General features: G+C 70.6%; 12 protein-coding genes. 7 read left to right on the forward strand and 5 right to left on the reverse strand.

The window, feature by feature from the left end; translation table 11 throughout:
- Positions 1-243: 243 nt before the first annotated feature.
- A complete protein-coding gene (locus SLINC_RS29205; RefSeq protein WP_067438970.1) occupies positions 244-2,868 on the forward strand; it encodes a SpoIIE family protein phosphatase in 2,625 nt (874 codons plus the stop codon).
- Between the two features lie 4 nt (positions 2,869-2,872).
- Here SLINC_RS29205 and SLINC_RS29210 read toward each other — a convergent pair whose 3' ends face one another.
- Positions 2,873-4,318 (reverse strand): hypothetical protein, encoded by a 1,446-nt coding sequence (locus SLINC_RS29210; protein ID WP_225988347.1) that lies wholly within the window; start codon positions 4,316-4,318, stop codon positions 2,873-2,875.
- A 235-nt stretch (positions 4,319-4,553) separates the two neighbouring features.
- Here SLINC_RS29210 and SLINC_RS29215 point away from each other — a divergent pair, with 235 nt between their 5' ends.
- Both SLINC_RS29215 and SLINC_RS29220 read left to right on the forward strand, forming a co-directional pair.
- Positions 4,554-5,684, forward strand: a complete 1,131-nt coding sequence (locus SLINC_RS29215; protein ID WP_067438975.1) for a glycosyl hydrolase family 18 protein — start codon at positions 4,554-4,556, stop codon at positions 5,682-5,684.
- A 105-nt stretch (positions 5,685-5,789) separates the two neighbouring features.
- Positions 5,790-6,746: a class I SAM-dependent methyltransferase gene (locus tag SLINC_RS29220; protein WP_067438978.1), complete on the forward strand. Its 957-nt coding sequence runs from the start codon at positions 5,790-5,792 to the stop codon at positions 6,744-6,746.
- Here the strand turns inward: SLINC_RS29220 and SLINC_RS29225 are convergent.
- From SLINC_RS29225 to SLINC_RS29240, 4 genes are read right to left on the reverse strand one after another with little or no spacing between them, the layout of a single operon-like run.
- Positions 6,738-7,514, reverse strand: coding sequence for a succinate dehydrogenase/fumarate reductase iron-sulfur subunit (locus SLINC_RS29225; protein WP_067438981.1), 777 nt, complete (start codon positions 7,512-7,514; stop codon positions 6,738-6,740). The genes SLINC_RS29220 and SLINC_RS29225 overlap by 9 nt on opposite strands.
- Positions 7,511-9,445 carry a fumarate reductase/succinate dehydrogenase flavoprotein subunit gene (locus SLINC_RS29230; protein WP_067438984.1) on the reverse strand — a complete coding sequence of 645 codons (1,935 nt, stop codon included), beginning with the start codon at positions 9,443-9,445 and terminating at the stop codon, positions 7,511-7,513. The genes SLINC_RS29225 and SLINC_RS29230 overlap by 4 nt, the downstream gene beginning before the upstream one ends.
- Positions 9,445-10,284: a hypothetical protein gene (locus tag SLINC_RS29235; RefSeq protein WP_067438987.1), complete on the reverse strand. Its 840-nt coding sequence runs from the start codon at positions 10,282-10,284 to the stop codon at positions 9,445-9,447. Before SLINC_RS29235 ends, SLINC_RS29230 begins: the two co-directional genes overlap by 1 nt.
- A 36-nt stretch (positions 10,285-10,320) precedes the next feature.
- A complete protein-coding gene (locus SLINC_RS29240; protein ID WP_067438990.1) occupies positions 10,321-10,611 on the reverse strand; it encodes a hypothetical protein in 291 nt (96 codons plus the stop codon).
- Positions 10,612-10,921: 310 nt separating this feature from the next.
- Here SLINC_RS29240 and SLINC_RS29245 point away from each other — a divergent pair, with 310 nt between their 5' ends.
- The 4 genes from SLINC_RS29245 to SLINC_RS29260 all read left to right on the forward strand — a co-directional run bounded on the left by SLINC_RS29245 (position 10,922) and on the right by SLINC_RS29260 (position 18,285).
- Positions 10,922-13,126, forward strand: a complete 2,205-nt coding sequence (locus SLINC_RS29245) for an ABC transporter family substrate-binding protein (protein ID WP_067438993.1) — start codon at positions 10,922-10,924, stop codon at positions 13,124-13,126.
- A 150-nt stretch (positions 13,127-13,276) separates the two neighbouring features.
- Positions 13,277-13,903: a hypothetical protein gene (locus SLINC_RS29250; protein ID WP_067438996.1), complete on the forward strand. Its 627-nt coding sequence runs from the start codon at positions 13,277-13,279 to the stop codon at positions 13,901-13,903.
- A gap of 158 nt (positions 13,904-14,061) precedes the next feature.
- Entirely contained in the window at positions 14,062-15,969 is a 1,908-nt protein-coding gene (typA, locus tag SLINC_RS29255; RefSeq protein ID WP_067438999.1) for a translational GTPase TypA, read from the forward strand.
- A 690-nt stretch (positions 15,970-16,659) separates the two neighbouring features.
- Positions 16,660-18,285, forward strand: coding sequence for a peptide ABC transporter substrate-binding protein (locus SLINC_RS29260; RefSeq protein ID WP_067439002.1), 1,626 nt, complete (start codon positions 16,660-16,662; stop codon positions 18,283-18,285).
- Positions 18,286-18,411: the final 126 nt, after the last annotated feature.

The raw sequence follows: 18,411 nt of genomic DNA on the forward strand, positions 1-18,411 counted from the left end.
GTACGGGTGGGGTCTCGCTGTCCACCGGCTGGTTCAGGCCAGTGGCGGTTGTCGACACGGGTGATTCGACGAGGTGTCCGCTGGTTAGAAGACTGTAGGTGTTGTCACGGTCCGGTCCAAAAACCATCGGGACCGTGCTGTGATCGTGAACACCGTGTTGTGCGGCGCCGTAGTGCTGGATACTGCGGGCAGCCGCCCCCGGTGACCGGTGCCGGACGCGGTGAGCTGGAGGGGACGGTTCGCGTGAGCGAGATACCAGCGAAGGCCACGGAGTCTCAGGACCCGTCGGACGGCGCGAGGACGGAGGCCGAGGGTGATGTCGTGCCAGGGATCCGTCCCGACGACGCGCCGCCCGGGGACGCCATGTGGCAGAGCAGTCCGCCCGGCTCCATCTACGACTACATCAAGGTCGCGTCCTTCTCCATCGGCCCCGACGGGCTGGTGGACCAGTGGAGCCTGCGCGCCGAGCAGCTCTTCGGTATCCGCGCGGACCGTGCCGTCGGCATGGACCCCATCGCGGCGTTCATCGACCCCGATCTGAGGGCGCGCGGCCACCGCAAGATGGCGGAGATCCTCGACGGCCGCGAATGGACCGGCGTGGTCCCCTTCCGGGCTCCGGGCGCGACGGCCGGCGACAGTGGCCGGCAGGGCCTCGCGGAGGTCTACGTCATGCCGACGCGGACCGAGGAGGGGGAGAAGGCCGCGGTCTGCATCGTCGTCGATGTGAGAACTCTGCGAAGCATCGAGACCGACCTGGCCGCCTCGCAGTCCATTTTCGGCCAATCTCCTTTCGGGTTCGTGCTGATCGACCCCGATCTGCGGGTGCGCCGCGCCAACGAGCGGTTCGCCTCGATCTTCGGCGGCACCCCCGACGACCACCGCGGCCGGACCGTCCACGACTACCTGCCGCGTCCGGAGGCCGAGCGGGTCGCCGCGACCCTGCGCCGGGTCCTGGAGACCGGCAACTCCATCACGGACATGCATGTCACGGGCTTCGTGCCGGACTCCGAGGAGCGCCGCCACTGGTCCGTCAACCTCTACCGGGTGCACAGCGGTTCCGGCCGCCCCATCGGCATCGCCTGGCTCGGCCTCGACGTCACCGCCCGTCGCGCCGCCGCCCGCGAGGCCGCCGCCGCCCGGCGCAATCTCGCCCTCCTGAACGAGGCCGGCGCCCGCATCGGCAACTCCCTCGACCTGGAGACCACCGCCCGCGAACTCCTCGACGTCGTCGTCCCCGGCTTCTGCGACCTCGCCACCGTCGACCTCTACCAGGGGCTGCTGGCCGGCGACGAGACCCCGCCGGGCCTCGCCGACGGCAGCGCGGAACTGCGCCGGGTCGCCTTCGCCAGTGCCGTCTCCGACGCGCCCTTCGCCGGCTCGGGCAAGCCGGTCGCGGTCGGCGCGGTCCACCACTACCCCTTCAACTCGCCCTGCGCGGACGCCCTGCGCACGGCCCGCCCCCGGCACATCCCCGGCGAGGAGGGCGGCCTCGTGCAGTCCACCCTCGCCGTGCCGATGGTCGCCCACGACACCGTCGTAGGACTCGCGCAGTTCGCGCGGACCAAGGGCAGTGAGCCGTTCGGGGACCGGGACCAGGCGCTGGCGGTGGAGCTGGCGGCGCGGGCGGCGGTGTGCATCGACAACGCGCGGCTGTACCGGCGGGAGCACGAGCGGGCGCTGATCCTCCAGCGGTCCCTGCTGCCCCCGGGCGACCCGGTGGCCTCGGGCCTGGACATCGCCTGCCGCTATCTGCCGGGCGACTCCTCCGCCGACCGGCCCAGCGAGGTGGGCGGCGACTGGTTCGACGTGATCGAACTGCCCGGCCACCGCACGGCGTTGGTCGTCGGCGATGTGATGGGGCGCGGGCTGCGCGCCGCGGTCGCGATGGGCGAACTCCGGTCCGCCGTGCGCACCCTGGCCCTCCTCGACCTCGAACCGGCCGAGGTGCTCAGCGCGTTGGACGAGATCGCGCGCGGCCTCGGCGCCCCCGGCGGTGTGCAGCAGGCCACCCGTGCGGCCCGCCGCCCGCGCGAGGCCGACCTGTCCGAGGTGTACCTCGCCACCTGTGTGTACGCGGTCTACGACTCGGTGACCAGGCGCTGCACCTTCGCCAACGCCGGCCATCTGCCGCCGGTGCTGGTGGAACCCGGCGAGGACGCCCTCATGCTGGACGTGCCGCCGGGGATGCCGCTCGGCGTCGGCGGGGAGCCCTTCGAGGAGGTCGAGGTCGAACTTCCCGAGGGCGCTCTGCTCGCGCTCTACACGGATGGACTGGTCGAAAGCCGCGATCACCCCCTCGACGAGGGCCTCCAGGCGTTCGTCGGCGCGCTCACCGACCCCTCCCGCCCCCTGGAGGACGTCTGCGACCACGTCCTCAACACCCTCGACACCCACCACGGCGAGGACGACATCGCCCTGCTCATGGCGCGGGTCCAGGGCCTGCCCGCCGACTCGGTCGGCGACTGGACCCTGCCGCGCGAGCCGCGCAGCGTGGGCCGGGCCCGTGAATACGCGCGCGGCCAGCTGATCAGCTGGGGCCTGGAACCCCTCGTCGACACCACCGAGTTGCTGGTCAGCGAGCTGGTGACGAATGCCCTGCGGTACGGCGAGGGCGACATACGCCTGCGGCTCCTGCTGGACCGCACCCTGGTCTGCGAGGTCTGGGACTCCGGCCTGGTCCAGCCGCGCCGCCGCCGCGCCCGCGACACGGACGAGGGCGGCCGCGGCCTGCAACTCGTCGGTCTGCTCAGCGCGGCCTGGGGCTCCCGCCGGACGCCTCGCGGCAAGACGGTGTGGTTCGAACTCCCGCTCCCGGACGGCGAGAACGGCCTGGCGGATCCGGCGGAGGCGCTGCTCAGCCTGTTCTGACGCCTCACGCGATCCCGCGGCGGGCGCGGGTGCGCGGCCCGCCGAAGCTCGCGGGCACTCCGCCGTCCTCGTCGCCGTCGCCGCCCAGCAGGATCCCGCCGAGGACCGCCCCCGCGACCCCGCTCGCGTGCCCGGCGGCCCCGGCGAGCGGGTTGCCGTACACCCGTACGTCCTGCTCGGCCAGGTCGCGGGCCTCCCGGGCCAGGGTGTCCGCGGCCACGTACGCGTCGTCGGCGAGCAGCCGTCGCGCCCGCGCCAGCCGCTCGCGGGCCTCGCCGCCCACCGCACCCCGGTGCGTCTCGACGAAGCCGTCCGCCAGGTCGGTCGAGGAACGGGCGACGAGCGCCCCGGCCGCCGACGCCACCCCCGCCCGCCCCGCGTCCAGCGGTGTGAGCGCCTCGACGATCCGGCGCAGCGCGTCGAGCGGGTCGTACGGCCCGGCGGCCACCTCTTCCCGTACGGCGGTCAGGACCGCGTCGGCGTGCCGGACGCGCGCGTGCAGCTCGCCGGCGGGGACGCCCCCCGTCGTGCTGAGCCCCCGCACCTGGGTCAGTGCCGCCTCCGCGCCGGTCAGCGCGGCCGGCACCAGTCTCGTGGCCGCGTCCAGCCCCTCGGCGAGCCGGTCGATCCCGGCGACGAACACGGCGGCCTGGGCCACGGCCGCCTCGGCGGCGCGGAGGTCACGGGCCGCGTGTTCCGGTTCGCCGCGGTCGGTCGCCTGGCGGGCCTGGTTGAGGTGGACGGTGGCGAACACCAGGCGGTCCTTGGCCTGTTCGGCACAGCCCGTGACCGGGGCGGACGCGGAGGGCGGGTACCGCTCGGCGAGGCCGGTGAGGGTCGTCTCGGCGGCCGCCGTGCGCCCGGCGAGCTCCCGGAACCGGGTCTCGGCGACCTGGAGGGCCGCACCGGCCTCCCGTTCCAGGGCGCGGAGCTGGTCGAACGCGGGCGCCGCCGCGTCCAGGCGGCGCCCCGCCTCCTGGCACCGGCCCACGATCCCGGCGAGCACCTGCCGCCGGGAGGCCTCGTCCGCCGGGACGCCCTCGTCGTAGCGCTGCCGCATCCGGAAGGCGGCGGCAAGCTCTGTCTCCGCGTCCCGCACGGCCGCGGTGAAGGGGGCGACGGCCTCCTCGCCGAACCGGGCCGCGACGAAGCCGAGTTCCGCGCGGCTGGTGCGGATCCAGTCGTCGGCCTCGGCCGGCAGGGCGCGCGCGTCCTCGTCGAGGCCGGTCGGCGGCGGGGCGGGGGAGTGGGCGGCGGGGCCGGGGGTGGTGCGGGTCCTGGCCCGCCGGGTGCGTCGCAGGTAGGCGTATCCGGCGAGCGCGCCGACCGCTCCGGCCACGACGAGCGGCAGCACGAGGTCGGCGGCCGAGGACTCGTCCTCCTCCGGCGCGGCGGCCGCCACCCGGGCATCGCCGCTTCTCGCAACCGGAACATCCGTGCTGATCGTCATCCCCGGCAACACCAGCCACACGACCCCGGCCAACCCGCCCACCACGGCATGCGCCACCCGCACGGATATGTGCGCGGCAGCACGCCGCGGTCGGCCTCGGATCAACGATGACGTCACCTTTCGGAGCGTATGAGCAGGAATGCGGCCACGCGACCGGGACGGGGTACGCGGGGTACGGGGCCCGAAGGGGGAGGGGAAACGCGTGACACAGCGACCTGGGGGGACGGGCACGGGCATGGACACGGATCCGAAGGAGCCGGACGACGGTGCGAAACCCGCGGACGCGGCCGGAGAGGACGCCCCGCCGGGGCCGCCCGCGGCCGACGACGAAGGCCGCACAGGGGCTGCCGGTCGGAGACGACCGTGGGTGCGCAGAACGCGCCGCACCGTCCTGGCCGTCGTACTGATCGTCCTCCTCCCGGTCCTCGCCTCCCAGATCGCCCTCCGCGTCAACTACACGGGCGACCCGGCGGACGGCACGTACACCAGGAACAAGGACGCGATCTGGCTCGGCCACGCCTGGGTCGACGGCCGCAAGAAGGACGCCGACGTCACCGCCCTCGCCCAGGAACTCGCCACGACCGGCATCCGCGACCTGTACGTCCACTCGGGCCCCCTGGAGCACAACGGGACACTCCCCGAGTCGGCCTACCCGCGCGCCCGTTGGTTCATCGACGCCGTGCACCGCGCGGCACCGGACATCCGCGTCCAGGCCTGGCTCGGAGACGTCCTCGCGACGGAGAGCCCCGACGGCATGCGTCTGGAACGCCCCGAGACCCGCGCGGCGATCGTCACCTCCACCCGCCAGATCCTCGCCACCGGCTACGACGGCGTCCACTTCGACCTGGAGCCCCTGCACTCCGACGACGGCGATTACCTGACCCTCCTGGACGACCTGCGCGCCGTCACCCGCGCCCAGGACGCGCAGCTGTCGATCGCCGCCCACCAGATCGACCCGCTCCCGGGCTTCCACTCCTTCTGGGGCACGGTCGCCGGACACCCGAAGTGGTGGTCGCAGAAGTTCTTCGGCCAGGTCGCCCGCCGCGTCGACCAGATCGCGGTGATGTCGTACGACACGATGCAGCCGCTGGAGAGCACGTACGGGGGGTACGTGGCCCAGCAGACCTCACTCGCCCTGGAGGTGACCCCGCAGTCCACGGACCTCCTGATGGGCATGCCCTTCTACCACGAGAACCGGTTCGGCCACTGGAATCACGCGGAGACGGTGGCCGCGGCGGTACGCGGCGCGCGTCTCGGCCTCTCCCGCACTGACCCGGACCGGGCCAACTTCGGAGTCGCCGCGTACGTGGACTTCGCGGCCACGGAGTCGGACTGGGCGGCGTATCGGGACGGCTGGGTGCGGTAGGGCACCGTTTGGTGAACAGCGCGTGGCCCAGCCGTCATCCGGGCTTCGCCTGTGGGGGCCCTTCCGTTAGTTGTGGACGAGCTGTGTGCCACCTACGGTCCACGAATGCGAGCGTTACTCACCAGCAAGGCTGCCCGGCGCGCGCTGCGCCCGATAGCCGACCTCATCGATCAGCGCATCGAGCGCCATGTCCGCCGTGTCGTCGGGACCACCGGGAACACCGGAACCACCGGGAGCAGCTCCGCCGCGCCGGATGTGGCGGCGCAGGAGGAACTGAAGAAGCTGCGGGCCCGCCAGCGCCCCCTGGAGCTGTTCTTCGACGGCACCGGACGCGGCGCGTCCCGGCTTCCGTCCGGGCCCCACCTCAACCGCACGATCACCGAACTGGCCGAGGTGACCGGCGACCGGGACGGCGCCGAGCGCAATGTCGCCCAGGCGTTCCGGCTGCTCATCGCGATGGAGGCGCTCGGCGTCGGCCGGATCGCCGGCGGCACGATGAACATCGTCGGCAAGCTGTCCGCCGTCCCGCTCCTCGACCCGCCGAACGACGAGGTCCTGGAGATCGGCACCCTGTACGGCATGTTCGGCGCGTCCCTGATCAGGATGCTGGAGCGTGCCGGACGCGCGCCCAGCCTGACCATCGTCGACCCGCTCGCCGGGACGCAGTTGCAGCCCGGCGCCACCATGGGCGACGACGCCTCCGGCACCCCGGTGAACGGGGCGGCGGTGCGCACCAACCTCGCCCTGGCGGGCCCGGCCGGTGCCGCGACCCGTATCCAGCAGGGCTTCTCCGAGGACCCCGAGGTGCGCGCCCTGGTCTCCGACCGGTCCTACGGCGTGGTCATCGTGGACGGCGACCACTCCGCCGCCGGTGTCGCCGCCGACCTGGAGTGGGCCGAGCAGATCGTCGCGCCCGGCGGCATCGTGGTCCTGGACGACTTCGGGCACCCCAAGTGGCCGGGGATCAAGGAGGCGTTCGAGAAGCACATGGCCACCGACACCCGGTTCACCTTCCTCGGCCAGGTGGCGCACTCGGGGTACCTGAGGGCCGCCTCAGCCTGACGAACCCCGTCGCATGATCTTGTCGCCGAGCCAGACGAGCGGGTCGTACTTGCGGTCCACGGCCCGCTCCTTCAACGGGATCAGCGCGTTGTCGGTGATCTTGATGCCCTCGGGGCACACCTCGGTACAGCACTTGGTGATGTTGCAGTAGCCGAGACCGTGCTCGTCCTGCGCCGTCTTCTTGCGGTCGAGCCCGCTCTCCCCGGCCGCGTCCAGCGGGTGCATGTCCAGCTCCGCCACCCGCATCAGGAAACGCGGCCCGGAGAAGGCCGGCTTGTTCTCCTCGTGGTCCCGCACCACATGGCAGGTGTCCTGGCACAGGAAGCACTCGATGCACTTGCGGAACTCCTGCGACCGGTCCACGTCCTCCTGCATCATCCGGTACTCACCGGGACCCAGCTTCTCCGGCGGCACGAACGCCGGCACCTCGCGCGCCTTCGTGTAGTTGAAGCCGACGTCCGTGACGAGATCGCGTACGACGGGGAAGGCGCGCAGGGGAGTGACGGTGATGGTCTCCTCGCGGGTGAACACCGACATCCGGGTCATGCACATCAGCCGGGGCCGTCCGTTGATCTCGGCGGAGCACGAACCGCACTTGCCCGCCTTGCAGTTCCAGCGGACGGCGAGGTCGGGGGCCTGGGTGGCCTGGAGGCGGTGGATGATGTCGAGGACCACCTCGCCGTCGTTCACCGCGACCTCGAAGTCCTTGAGGCCGCCGCCCTCCACGTCCCCCCGCCACACCTTGAAGTGGGCGTCGTAGCTGCTCATTCGTACAGCTCCTCTTCGGCGAGGTACTTGACCAGCTCCTCCTTGTCGAAGAGGGCGAGCAGGTCGGGGCGGACGGGTTCGGTGGTCTCACGGCCGAGGTCGATCTGACCGCGGACCGGGTCGGTGGCCGCCAGCCCGCCCGTGGGATCGGTCAGCCGGCACAGCAGGTTGACGCGGCGCCAGTCGCGGTCCATCGTCGGGTGGTCCTCGCGGGTGTGGCCGCCGCGCGACTCGGTGCGCTCCAGCGCGGCCCGGGCCACGCACTCGCTGACCAGGAGCATGTTCCTGAGGTCCAGGGCCAGATGCCAGCCGGGGTTGAACTGGCGGTGCCCCTCGACGCCGGCCCGCCGGGCCCGTACGCGCAGGTCGGCGAGCTTCTCCAGGGCCTGTTCCATCTCCGCCTCCCGGCGGATGATGCCGACCAGGTCGTTCATCGTCTGCTGGAGTTCCTGGTGGAGGGTGTACGGGTTCTCCGGCGGACCCTCGGCGGGTTCCGGGCCTTCCGCCGAGAACGGTCGCAAGGCTTCCGCCGCCGCCGCGTCGACCTGGGTGTCGTCCACGGAGGGGCGACCGCCCTCCAGGTGCGTCGCGTACTCGGCCGCGTGCCAGCCCGCCCGGCGCCCGAACACCAGCAGGTCGGAGAGCGAGTTGCCGCCGAGCCGGTTCGAGCCGTGCATGCCGCCGGCCACCTCGCCGGCCGCGAACAGCCCGGGCACCCCGCGCGCGGCGGCCGTGTCGGACTCGACCGCGATACCGCCCATCACGTAGTGACAGGTCGGCCCGACCTCCATCGGCTCCGCGGTGATGTCGACGTCCGCCAGCTCCTTGAACTGGTGGTACATGGACGGCAGCCGGCGCCGGATGACCTCCGCCGGCATCCGCGTCGACACGTCCAGGAACACCCCGCCGTGCGGGGAACCGCGGCCCGCCTTCACCTCCGCGTTGATGGCCCTGGCCACCTCGTCGCGGGGGAGCAGCTCGGGGGGACGCCGGTTGTGGTCCGGGTCCTCGTACCAGCGGTCGCCCTCGTCCTCCGACTCGGCGTACTTCTCCTTGAAGACGTCGGGGACGTAGTCGAACATGAACCGCTTGCCCTCGGAGTTCCGGAGCACCCCGCCGTCGCCGCGCACCGACTCCGTGACGAGGATGCCCTTCACCGACGGCGGCCAGACCATGCCCGTCGGATGGAACTGCACGAACTCCATGTTCAGCAGGGGAGCCCCCGCGAGCAGCGCCAGCGCGTGTCCGTCGCCGGTGTACTCCCACGAGTTCGACGTCACCTTGAAGGACTTGCCGATCCCGCCGGTCGCGATCACCACGGACGGGGCGTCCAGGACGAAGAAGCGGCCGGTCTCACGGTCGTAGGCGAAGACGCCGGACACGCGTGAGCCGTCCTTGAGGATCCGGGTGACCGTGCACTCCTGGAAGACCTTCAGGCGGGACTCGTAGTCGCCCGTCTCCTGGTGGTCCTGCTGTTGCAGCGAGACGATCTTCTGCTGGAGCGTGCGGATGAGTTCGAGTCCGGTCCGGTCGCCGACGTGGGCGAGGCGCGGGTACTCGTGGCCGCCGAAGTTGCGCTGCGAGATCCGGCCGTCCTTCGTACGGTCGAAGAGGGCGCCCCAGGTCTCCAGCTCCCACACCCGCTGCGGGGCCTCCTGGGCGTGCAGTTCGGCCATCCGCCACTGGTTGAGGAACTTGCCGCCGCGCATGGTGTCGCGGAAGTGGACCTGCCAGTTGTCCCCGGAGTTCACATTGCCCATCGCGGCCGCGATGCCGCCCTCGGCCATCACCGTGTGCGCCTTGCCGAACAGCGACTTGCAGATCACCGCCGTACGGGCACCGCGCTCGCGGGCCTCGATGGCGGCCCTGAGTCCGGCGCCTCCCGCGCCGACCACGACGACGTCCCACTGCTGCCGGTCGACCACGGACATCAGAACAACCTCGGATCGTCGAAGGCGCCGGAGGCGACCAGGTACACGTAGAAGTCGGCGAGCGCCACGCTCACCAACGAGGCCCAGGCGAGCGCCATATGACGGGCGTTCAGTTTCCCGACGAACTGCCAGGCCTTGTACCGCACGGGATGCTTGGAGAAGTGCTTCAGCTTCCCGCCGACGATGTGCCGGCAGGAGTGGCAGGACAGGGTGTACGCCCAGATCAGCACGATGTTGGCCAGGAAGACCAGGGTGCCGAGGCCCATGTGGCCCCATGCGTAGTGCTCGTCGCGGAAGGCGAGCACGGTGTCGTAGGTCAGGATCCCGGCGACGCCGATCGCGGCGTAGAAGAAGTACCGGTGGATGTTCTGGAGCACCAGCGGGAAGCGGGTCTCGCCCGTGTACTTCTTGTGCGGCTCGGCCACCGCGCAGGCCGGGGGCGAGGCCCAGAAGCCCCGGTAGTAGGCCTTGCGGTAGTAGTAGCAGGTCAGCCGGAAGCCGAGCGGGAAGATCAGGATGATGATCGCGGGGGAGATGCCCCACCAGCTCCCGAAGATCTCCCAGTTGGGCCCGTGCCGCATCGGCTCGCAGCGCTCGGCCAGGCACGGGGAGTAGAACGGCGACACATAGGGGGCCGCGTAGTAGTCGGTGTCGGCGAAGGCCCGCCACGTCGAGTACACGATGAAGGCGAGCAGCACGGCGGCCGTGGCGGCCGGCGCCAGCCACCAGCGGTCGGTGCGCAGGTGCGGGGCGTCGATCGCGGCGCGCGTACCGGTCCGTACGCCGCCGCGCGATGGATGGGGGTCTTCGGTGGCTGGAGGTTCCGTACCAGTGGCCAATTCATGACTCCGGTCGGGTCGGGACTCCGGACGGCTTTACGGAGCGCGGCGGTCCCGGGCGCCGAGTCCCTCGTCGTCCGAGTCCGTCCACAGGGTGTTGTCGTACGGGGTGTCGGAAATCGATACGAGTTCGGGGCGCCGGGGTTTGGCGGGCCCGGCGTCGGCCTCGCGCAGCAGCGCGAGGCTCTCGCGCAGGCGGTCGGCGTCCATGCGGACGCGGCGCATCTCCAGGCCGCCGCTGCCCAGCTGCTGTTCCAGGCGTTTGACGGATCGCAGCAGTTCGTCGAGTGAGCGTTGGGCTGACGTCAGTTCGTCGTGCACGGACATGACGTGACCTCACTTCCGTGGGCGGCGTCGCCCTGGGCGGGAACGGTCATGCGCCTGCGAGTGTTGCGCGTCACACCTGCCGGTGGGAAGGGACGTGCACGGATTGGCGGATCGTGAGCCTCCGTGCGCCGCCCCCGTGTGCCGGGCGTTGCGCCGCACGGGTGGGCTTGCGGGCCCTTCTCGTCGTGTTGCCGACGCCTGCCGAACCCTTTCCTCTTCAGTGGCCGCATACATCTGATCAGCTCCATATACCCCCAAACGTGATCATAACTCCCGCTCGCGCAGGCGGCAGCCCCTGGAGGTAGCAGAGATGTCCCACGACGGCGTCACACTGCGCGCGATCATGCGCTCGGTCGCCTTCCTGACCGCGGGCGCGCTCGCGGTACCGGCGGTCACCGGCTGCGGATCCGAGGACCCGGCGGGCAAGCCCCTCGCGGGCCAGGACATCGCGCCCGCGGCCCGCGCCCTGGTCGCCGACGGCGGCACGCTGCGCTGGGCGGTGGACGCCGTACCGGAGACGCTGAACACGTTCCAGGCGGACGCGGACGCGGCGACCAACCGGATCGCGCAGGCGGTACTGCCGTCGATGTACCGGCTGGACGGGAACGGCCGGCCGCAGCGCAACCCCGACTACCTGGAGTCGGCGAAGGTCGTCGAGACCGAGCCGAAGCAGGTCGTGCTGTACAAGCTGAACCAGCAGGCCGTGTGGAGCGACGGCCGGGAGATCGGCGCCGCCGACTTCGCCGCCCAGTGGCGTGCCCTGTCCGGCAAGGACACCGCGTACTGGACCGCCCGCAACGCCGGCTACGACCGCATCGAGCGGATCGAGCGCGGCGCGAACGACCTGGAGGTCCGGGTCACCTTCCAGCGGCCGTACGCGGACTGGCGGTCGCTGTTCTCGCCGCTGTACCCGAAGGACGTCATGGGCACCCCGGACTCCTTCAACGACTCGGCCAGGAAGAAGCTGAAGGTCACCGCCGGGCCGTTCGCCGTGACGAAGGTCGACCACAAGGGCGACGAGGTCGTCCTCACCCGCAACCCGCGCTGGTGGGGACGCCCGGCGAAACTGTCCGAGATCGTGCTGCGTGCCGTACCGCGCGAGAAGCGGGCCGACGCGCTGGCCGCCGGGAGGATCGACCTGGCCGAGATCGACCCCGAGGCCGCCGGGCGCGTCACCCTCGCCGACCGGGCCAAGGGCACGGCCACCCCGCTCCAGGGACCGAACGCCGCCGCGGCCCTGCGCTCCTGGGCCGTCGCCAACGGCTCCGACGAGGACGCCGCCGACGAGGAGATCACCGCGCGCGAGCGCCGGCACCGGGCGGTCGTCCGGTACGAGCGTCAGCAGCGGGCCCTCGGCGGTTTCGAGGTCCGCAAGTCCCTGGAGCCCGCCTACACCCAGCTCGCCCTCAACGGCGCCGACGGTCCGCTCGCCGACGAGCGGGTGCGCCGGGCCGTGGCCCGGGCCCTGGACCGCAAGGAACTGGCCAAGGCCGTCCTCAAGCCGCTCGGTCTGCCCGCCGTGCCCGTCGGCAGCCACCTCGCCCTGTCCGGCCAGGCCGCCTATGCCGACAACAGCGGAGCTCTCGGCGGCCAGGACACCGCGGAGGCGCGGGCGCTGCTCGCGGACGCCGGATGGGTGCTCGGCGGTCCGATCGAGGAGAAGAAGGAGAAGGAGAAGAGGAAGGGGGAGAAGGCGGCCGGCGGGGAGGGCAAGAAGGCCGAAAAGGACTCCCCCGACGGTGACGAGGGGACGTACATCGTCGGCGAGGACGACAAGGCGGGGGACGAGGACAAGGGCAAGGGCGAGAGCGGCGGTACGCATCTCGCCCAGGACGGCAAGCAGTACGCGAACAAGCTGAAGCAGGGCGGGGCCCCCGGGGCCTACGCCCCCAAGGGCACCGCCGCCCCCGCCGGTGCCGCGGCCGGGCCGCTCGCCAAGGACGGCAAGCCGCTCACGCTCCGCTTCGTGCTCCCTTCGGGCCCGGGCTCCCGGAGCCTGAACACGGTTGCCGACCGCATCACCCGCATGCTGCGCAAGGTCGGCATCCGCACCGAGATCTCCAAGGTCAAGGACGAGAGCTACTTCAAGGACCACATCGCCTCCGGCCAGTACGACCTCGCCCTGTACTCCTGGCCCGCCTCCGCGTTCCCCGCGACCGACGCCCGTCCGATCTTCGCCAAGCCGGTGCCGGCCGCCGACGGTTCCCTGAACGTCGAGCAGAACTACACCCGGGTCGGCACCGACCAGGTCGACCAGCTCTTCGACCAGGCCGTCGCCACGCTCGACGAGGGGGAGAGCCGGGGGCTCATCCGCAAGGCCGACGCCCGTATCTGGGCCGCCGCCGGGTCCATCCCCCTCTACCAGCGCCCCCAGCTCACCGCCGTCCGCAAGGACCTCGTCAACGCGGGCGCCTTCGGCTTCCGGACCCCCGTCTACGAGGACATGGGCTACCTGAAGAAGGGGGCGAAGCCGGCGCCCGGCGCGTCCGCGTCCGTCTCCACCTCGGACGGCTGACCAGGGCCGTTGCCGTCCCGGTGCAAGGCTGTGGCCGGACCCCGACTGAAAATGCTTGCCGACGACGCCCGGTGGCCTCACCATGAACCTGACAGTGATCATGGTGTGGGCGCCGGGCGCGGCCGTGCCACGGGGGAAGGAAGCCGACGTATGCGCGGCACGGCACAGCGGGCATGGGTGGCGGGACTCGCCACGGCGGCCCTGGCGGCGGGGCTGACCGCCTGTTCCGGTGGCTCCGGTGAGAAGGACGAGCGGGTGCAGGCCTGCACGGACGGGACGTACGCCTGGTCGGGCGTCCAGCGGTCGGAGAAGCTCGTCGAACTCGCGGACCCCATCAGCTTCGAGAAGGCCACCTCGTCCTACTCGGCCGAGCTCAAGCCCGTCGACGACACCGTCCACCGGGTCACGGTGAGCACCGCGCCCGAGGGTGTCGGCGCGGCCGGTGTGATCAAGGCCCTGGGCAGGCACCTCAAGATCGAGGAGCCGCTCGCGGGGCCGTCCGAGACCTGGACGCCCGAGGAGCAGGGGCACTACTACGAGGCGGCGGCCGGCGACTACAAGGGGGACTACTACTCCTGGGGCTCGATCCGGCTGGTCGACGCCGACTTCACGTACACCTGCGGGAGCGGCGACCCGGTCAAGGGGCACGTCGCGACCTGGGAAGGGACCGGCACCGGTTTCCTGCCCTGCGCCTCGGATCCCTTGGACAGCCAGGCAGCCCGCACAGCAGCCCTCCAGACCTGCCCCGCGGGATCCCCGGCGGCGAAGGACGCCTGATCGGAGCCCCTGGGGGCGCTGCCCCGCCGCCCCCGGAGGCCGCCTCTGCCACGGCCCCGTACCATGGGGTGAGGCCGTGGCATGTTCCGCCCGGCAGGGTCCGCGTACCGAGACGTACGCAGCAGGGCCGTCCTCACACTCCGGGAGAACGCCGCAATATGGCCACGCGCCACGACATCCGCAACGTCGCCATCGTCGCCCACGTCGACCACGGGAAGACGACCCTTGTCGACGCCATGCTGAAGCAGGCCGGTGCCTTCGCGGCCCACGCCGCAGAGTCGCTCGACGACCGAATGATGGACTCGAATGACCTGGAGCGTGAGAAGGGCATCACGATCCTGGCCAAGAACACGGCCGTGAAGTACCACCCCAAGGACGGCGGCGAAGTCGTCACGATCAACATCATCGACACCCCCGGCCACGCCGACTTCGGCGGCGAGGTCGAGCGCGGTCTGTCGATGGTGGACGCGGTCGTGCTGCTGGTCGACGCCTCCGAGGGCCCGCTGCCGCAGACCCGTTTCGTGCTGCGCAAGGCGCTCCAGGCCCGCCTGCCCGTCATCCTGTGCATCAACAAGACGGACCGCCCCGACTCGCGCATCGACGAGGTCGTGAACGAGGCGTACGACCTCTTCCTCGACCTCGACGCCGACGAGGACCAGATCGAGTTCCCCATCGTCTACGCCTGTGCGCGTGACGGTGTGGCCTCGCTGACCAAGCCGGAGGACGGCACCGTCCCGGCCGACAGCGACAGCCTGGAGCCGTTCTTCACCACGATCCTGTCCCACGTCCCGGCTCCGGAGTACGACGAGGCGGCCCCGCTCCAGGCGCACGTCACGAACCTGGACGCCGACAACTTCCTCGGCCGTATCGCGCTGCTCCGGGTCGAGCAGGGCGAGCTGCGCAAGGGCCAGACCGTCACCTGGATCAAGCGTGACGGCACGATGTCCAACGTCCGTATCACCGAGCTGCTGATGACCGAGGCGCTCACCCGCAAGCCCGCCGAGATGGCGGGCCCCGGCGACATCTGCGCCGTCGCCGGTATCCCGGACATCATGATCGGCGAGACCCTCGCCGACCCCGAGAACCCGATCCCGCTGCCGCTCATCACGGTCGACGAGCCGGCCATCTCGATGACCATCGGTACGAACACCTCGCCGCTGGTCGGCCGCGGTGGCACCGGCAAGGGCGCGGAGAACAAGGCCGCGGTCAAGGACCGCAAGGTCACGGCCCGTCAGGTCAAGGACCGCCTCGACCGTGAGCTCGTCGGCAACGTCTCGCTGCGGGTGCTCGACACCGAGCGCCCGGACGCCTGGGAGGTCCAGGGCCGTGGCGAGCTGGCGCTCGCCATCCTGGTCGAGCAGATGCGCCGCGAGGGCTTCGAGCTGACCATCGGCAAGCCGCAGGTCGTCACCAAGGACGTCGACGGCAAGGTCTACGAGCCCGTCGAGCGCATGACCATCGACGTGCCCGAGGAGCACATGGGCGCGGTCACGCAGCTCATGGGTGTCCGCAAGGGCCGTATGGACAACATGTCGAACCACGGCTCCGGCTGGGTGCGCATGGAGTTCGTCGTGCCGTCCCGCGGTCTCATCGGCTTCCGGACCGAGTTCCTGACCGGCACGCGTGGCACCGGCATCGCGCACTCCATCCACGAGGGCCACGAGCCGTGGTTCGGCACGCTGACGACCCGTAACAACGGCTCGCTGGTCGCCGACCGTGCCGGTGCCGTCACCGCCTTCGCGATGACGAACCTCCAGGAGCGCGGTGTGCTGTTCGTGGACCCGGGCACCGAGGTGTACGAGGGCATGATCGTCGGTGAGAACTCGCGCTCCGACGACATGGACGTGAACATCACCAAGGAGAAGAAGCTCACGAACATGCGGTCGTCCTCGGCCGACTCCTTCGAGGCGATCGTCCCGCCGCGCAAGCTCTCCCTGGAGCAGTCCCTGGAGTTCTGCCGCGACGACGAGTGCGTGGAGGTCACCCCGGAGTCCGTGCGGATCCGCAAGGTGAACCTGGACGCCCGCGAGCGCGCCCGCGCCGCGAGCCGCGCCAAGCACGGCTGATCCCGGCACCCGCCGGGCCACCGGGCACCCCCGCCGTCACGGCGGGGGTGCCCGTCGCCGTCGTGGGCGACATGCGGGCGACATAGGGAAAACCCTTCAATTGCCTTCGCGACCCCGCACAGGCGTGCTGTGCGCACTACCCTGCTGCGGGAGTGGCTTGTCCGACGGCTGTGCGGCGTGTGTTCGCGAGCTGTGCCGTCGTCGACGGGGCGCGCGCCCCTCGAAATCGACGAACGGCCTTGCCACCGCAGCCTGTTGAGAAATCGTCACGCAGTGCCACCGTCACCGGTGCAGTGCGCGGGCGTGCCGGGCGGAGTGAGTACGGCCGCCACGGTATGCGCAACCGATTTTCTCCCTCCCTTTCGTCCGGAATGCGGACACGTGATGTCGATAGATATGTAACAAGTCCGTTTCGCGGGGATCTTTCGGCAAACCGTTTGTCCGGATTTTGGAAGAAGTAGGCGGCAGGTGTGATCGAACCGAGACCTTAGGGGTGTGGTTCGGTCATGGTGCATGGCAGATAGTTAGGCGCGTAGAGCTCGGATCAACGGGGCGTTCGCTGTCAGGCGGCGACGACTCGCGAGCACGGGGGGCACCTGAACTTTTCCGGCCACCGGCGACGGGCGGTGGACGGTTGTGTGTCATGTGCTCCCCTTTGCGGTGAACCAATGGACTCATGAGGAGGAACCCATGCGCGGTGCCAAGAGCGCCAAGTGGGTCGCGATAGCGGCGGTTGTGGCTCTGGGCGCGACCGCTTGCGGCGGGGGAAGCAGCGACAGCGGCGATGACAGCAAGGCCGCGATCGACCCGAACGGCAAGTTCTCGATCGAGGTCGGCGAACCGCAGAACCCGCTGCAGCCGGCGAACACCATGGAGTCCAACGGCAGCATCGTGACGCGCGCCCTGTTCACCGGGCTCGTCGACTACGACTCGAGCGGCAAGATCGTCTACATGAACGCGCAGTCGGTGGACTCCACCGACAACAAGACGTTCACGGTCAAGCTGAAGCCCGGCTGGAAGTTCCACGACGGCACCCCCGTGACCGCCGAGTCCTACGTCAAGGCGTGGAACTGGGCCGCTGCCCCGGCCAACAAGCAGACCAACAGCTTCTGGTTCTCGGACATCCAGGGCTACGCCGACGTCGCGCCCGAGAAGGGCAAGCCGAAGGCCACCGAGATGTCCGGCCTGAAGGTCGTCGACGACAGCACCTTCACCATCACCCTCACCAGCCCGATCCCGTACTTCGTGTACAAGCTGGGCTACGAGGTCTTCTCGCCGCTGCCGGAGTCCTTCTACAAGGACCCGAAGGCCGCGGGCGAGAAGCCGGTCGGCAACGGCCCCTACAAGTTCGTCAGCTGGGACCACAAGAAGTCCATCGAGGTCGCCCGCAACGACGACTACCAGGGCTCGAACAAGGCCAAGAACGGTGGTGTGATCTTCAAGAACTACACCAACCTGGAGACGGCCTACGAGGACCTGAAGTCCGGCAACGTCGACGTCCTGCGCCAGCTCGCCCCGCGTGACCTGCCCGTCTACAAGGCGGACCTCGGTGACCGCGCGGTGGACCAGGCCTACTCCGCGGTGCAGACGATCGCCCCGGCCTTCTACACCAAGCAGTGGAAGGGCATCGACCCGAAGGTCCTCCAGGGCCTGTCGATGGCGATCGACCGGAACACCATCACGAAGACCGTGCTCCAGAACACCCGTGAGCCCGCCACCGGCTGGGTCGCCAAGGGCGTTCTCGGCTACCAGCCGAGCCTGGGCACCGACATCTTCACGTACGACCCGGCCAAGGCCAAGAAGCTCATCCAGGAGGGTGGCGGCGTCCCGGGCAACAAGATCTCCATCCAGTTCAACGCGGACGGCGGTCACAAGGAGTGGGTGGAGGCCGTCTGCGGCTCCATCACCAAGGCCACCGGCGTCGCCTGCACCGGCGACTCCAAGGCCGACTTCCAGGCCGACCTCCAGGCGCGTGACGCGCAGGAGGTCAAGTCGATGTACCGCTCCGGCTGGGTGCTCGACTACCCGTTCAACGCCAACTTCCTCCGCGACCTGTTCGGCACCAAGTCCTCGGGCAACCAGAGTGGTTTCTCCAACAAGGAGATCGACACTCTGATCACCCAGGCCGACGGCGCCAAGACGCAGGAGGAGTCGGAGAAGCTGTACCAGGAGCTGGAGAAGAAGCTCCCCGAGTACATGCCGAGCATTCCGCTCTGGTACTACAAGGTCAACGCGGGCTACTCGGAGAAGGTCACCGGCGTCAAGTACGCCCAGGACGGTGACCCGATCCTGACCGGCGTTCAGGTCAAGAAGTAACCGCTACGGACCGTTGTCCCGGGCGCGGCGCGACCGCGCCCGGGGAACGGCAGCGGCCGGGGGGCCCTTTCCACCGCATCTTCAGGTGATGCGCGGGGAAAGGGCCCGTCGGCTGCCGCCGTGACT

The organism is Streptomyces lincolnensis (assembly GCF_001685355.1).
Taxonomy (GTDB): Bacteria; Actinomycetota; Actinomycetes; order Streptomycetales; family Streptomycetaceae; genus Streptomyces; species Streptomyces lincolnensis.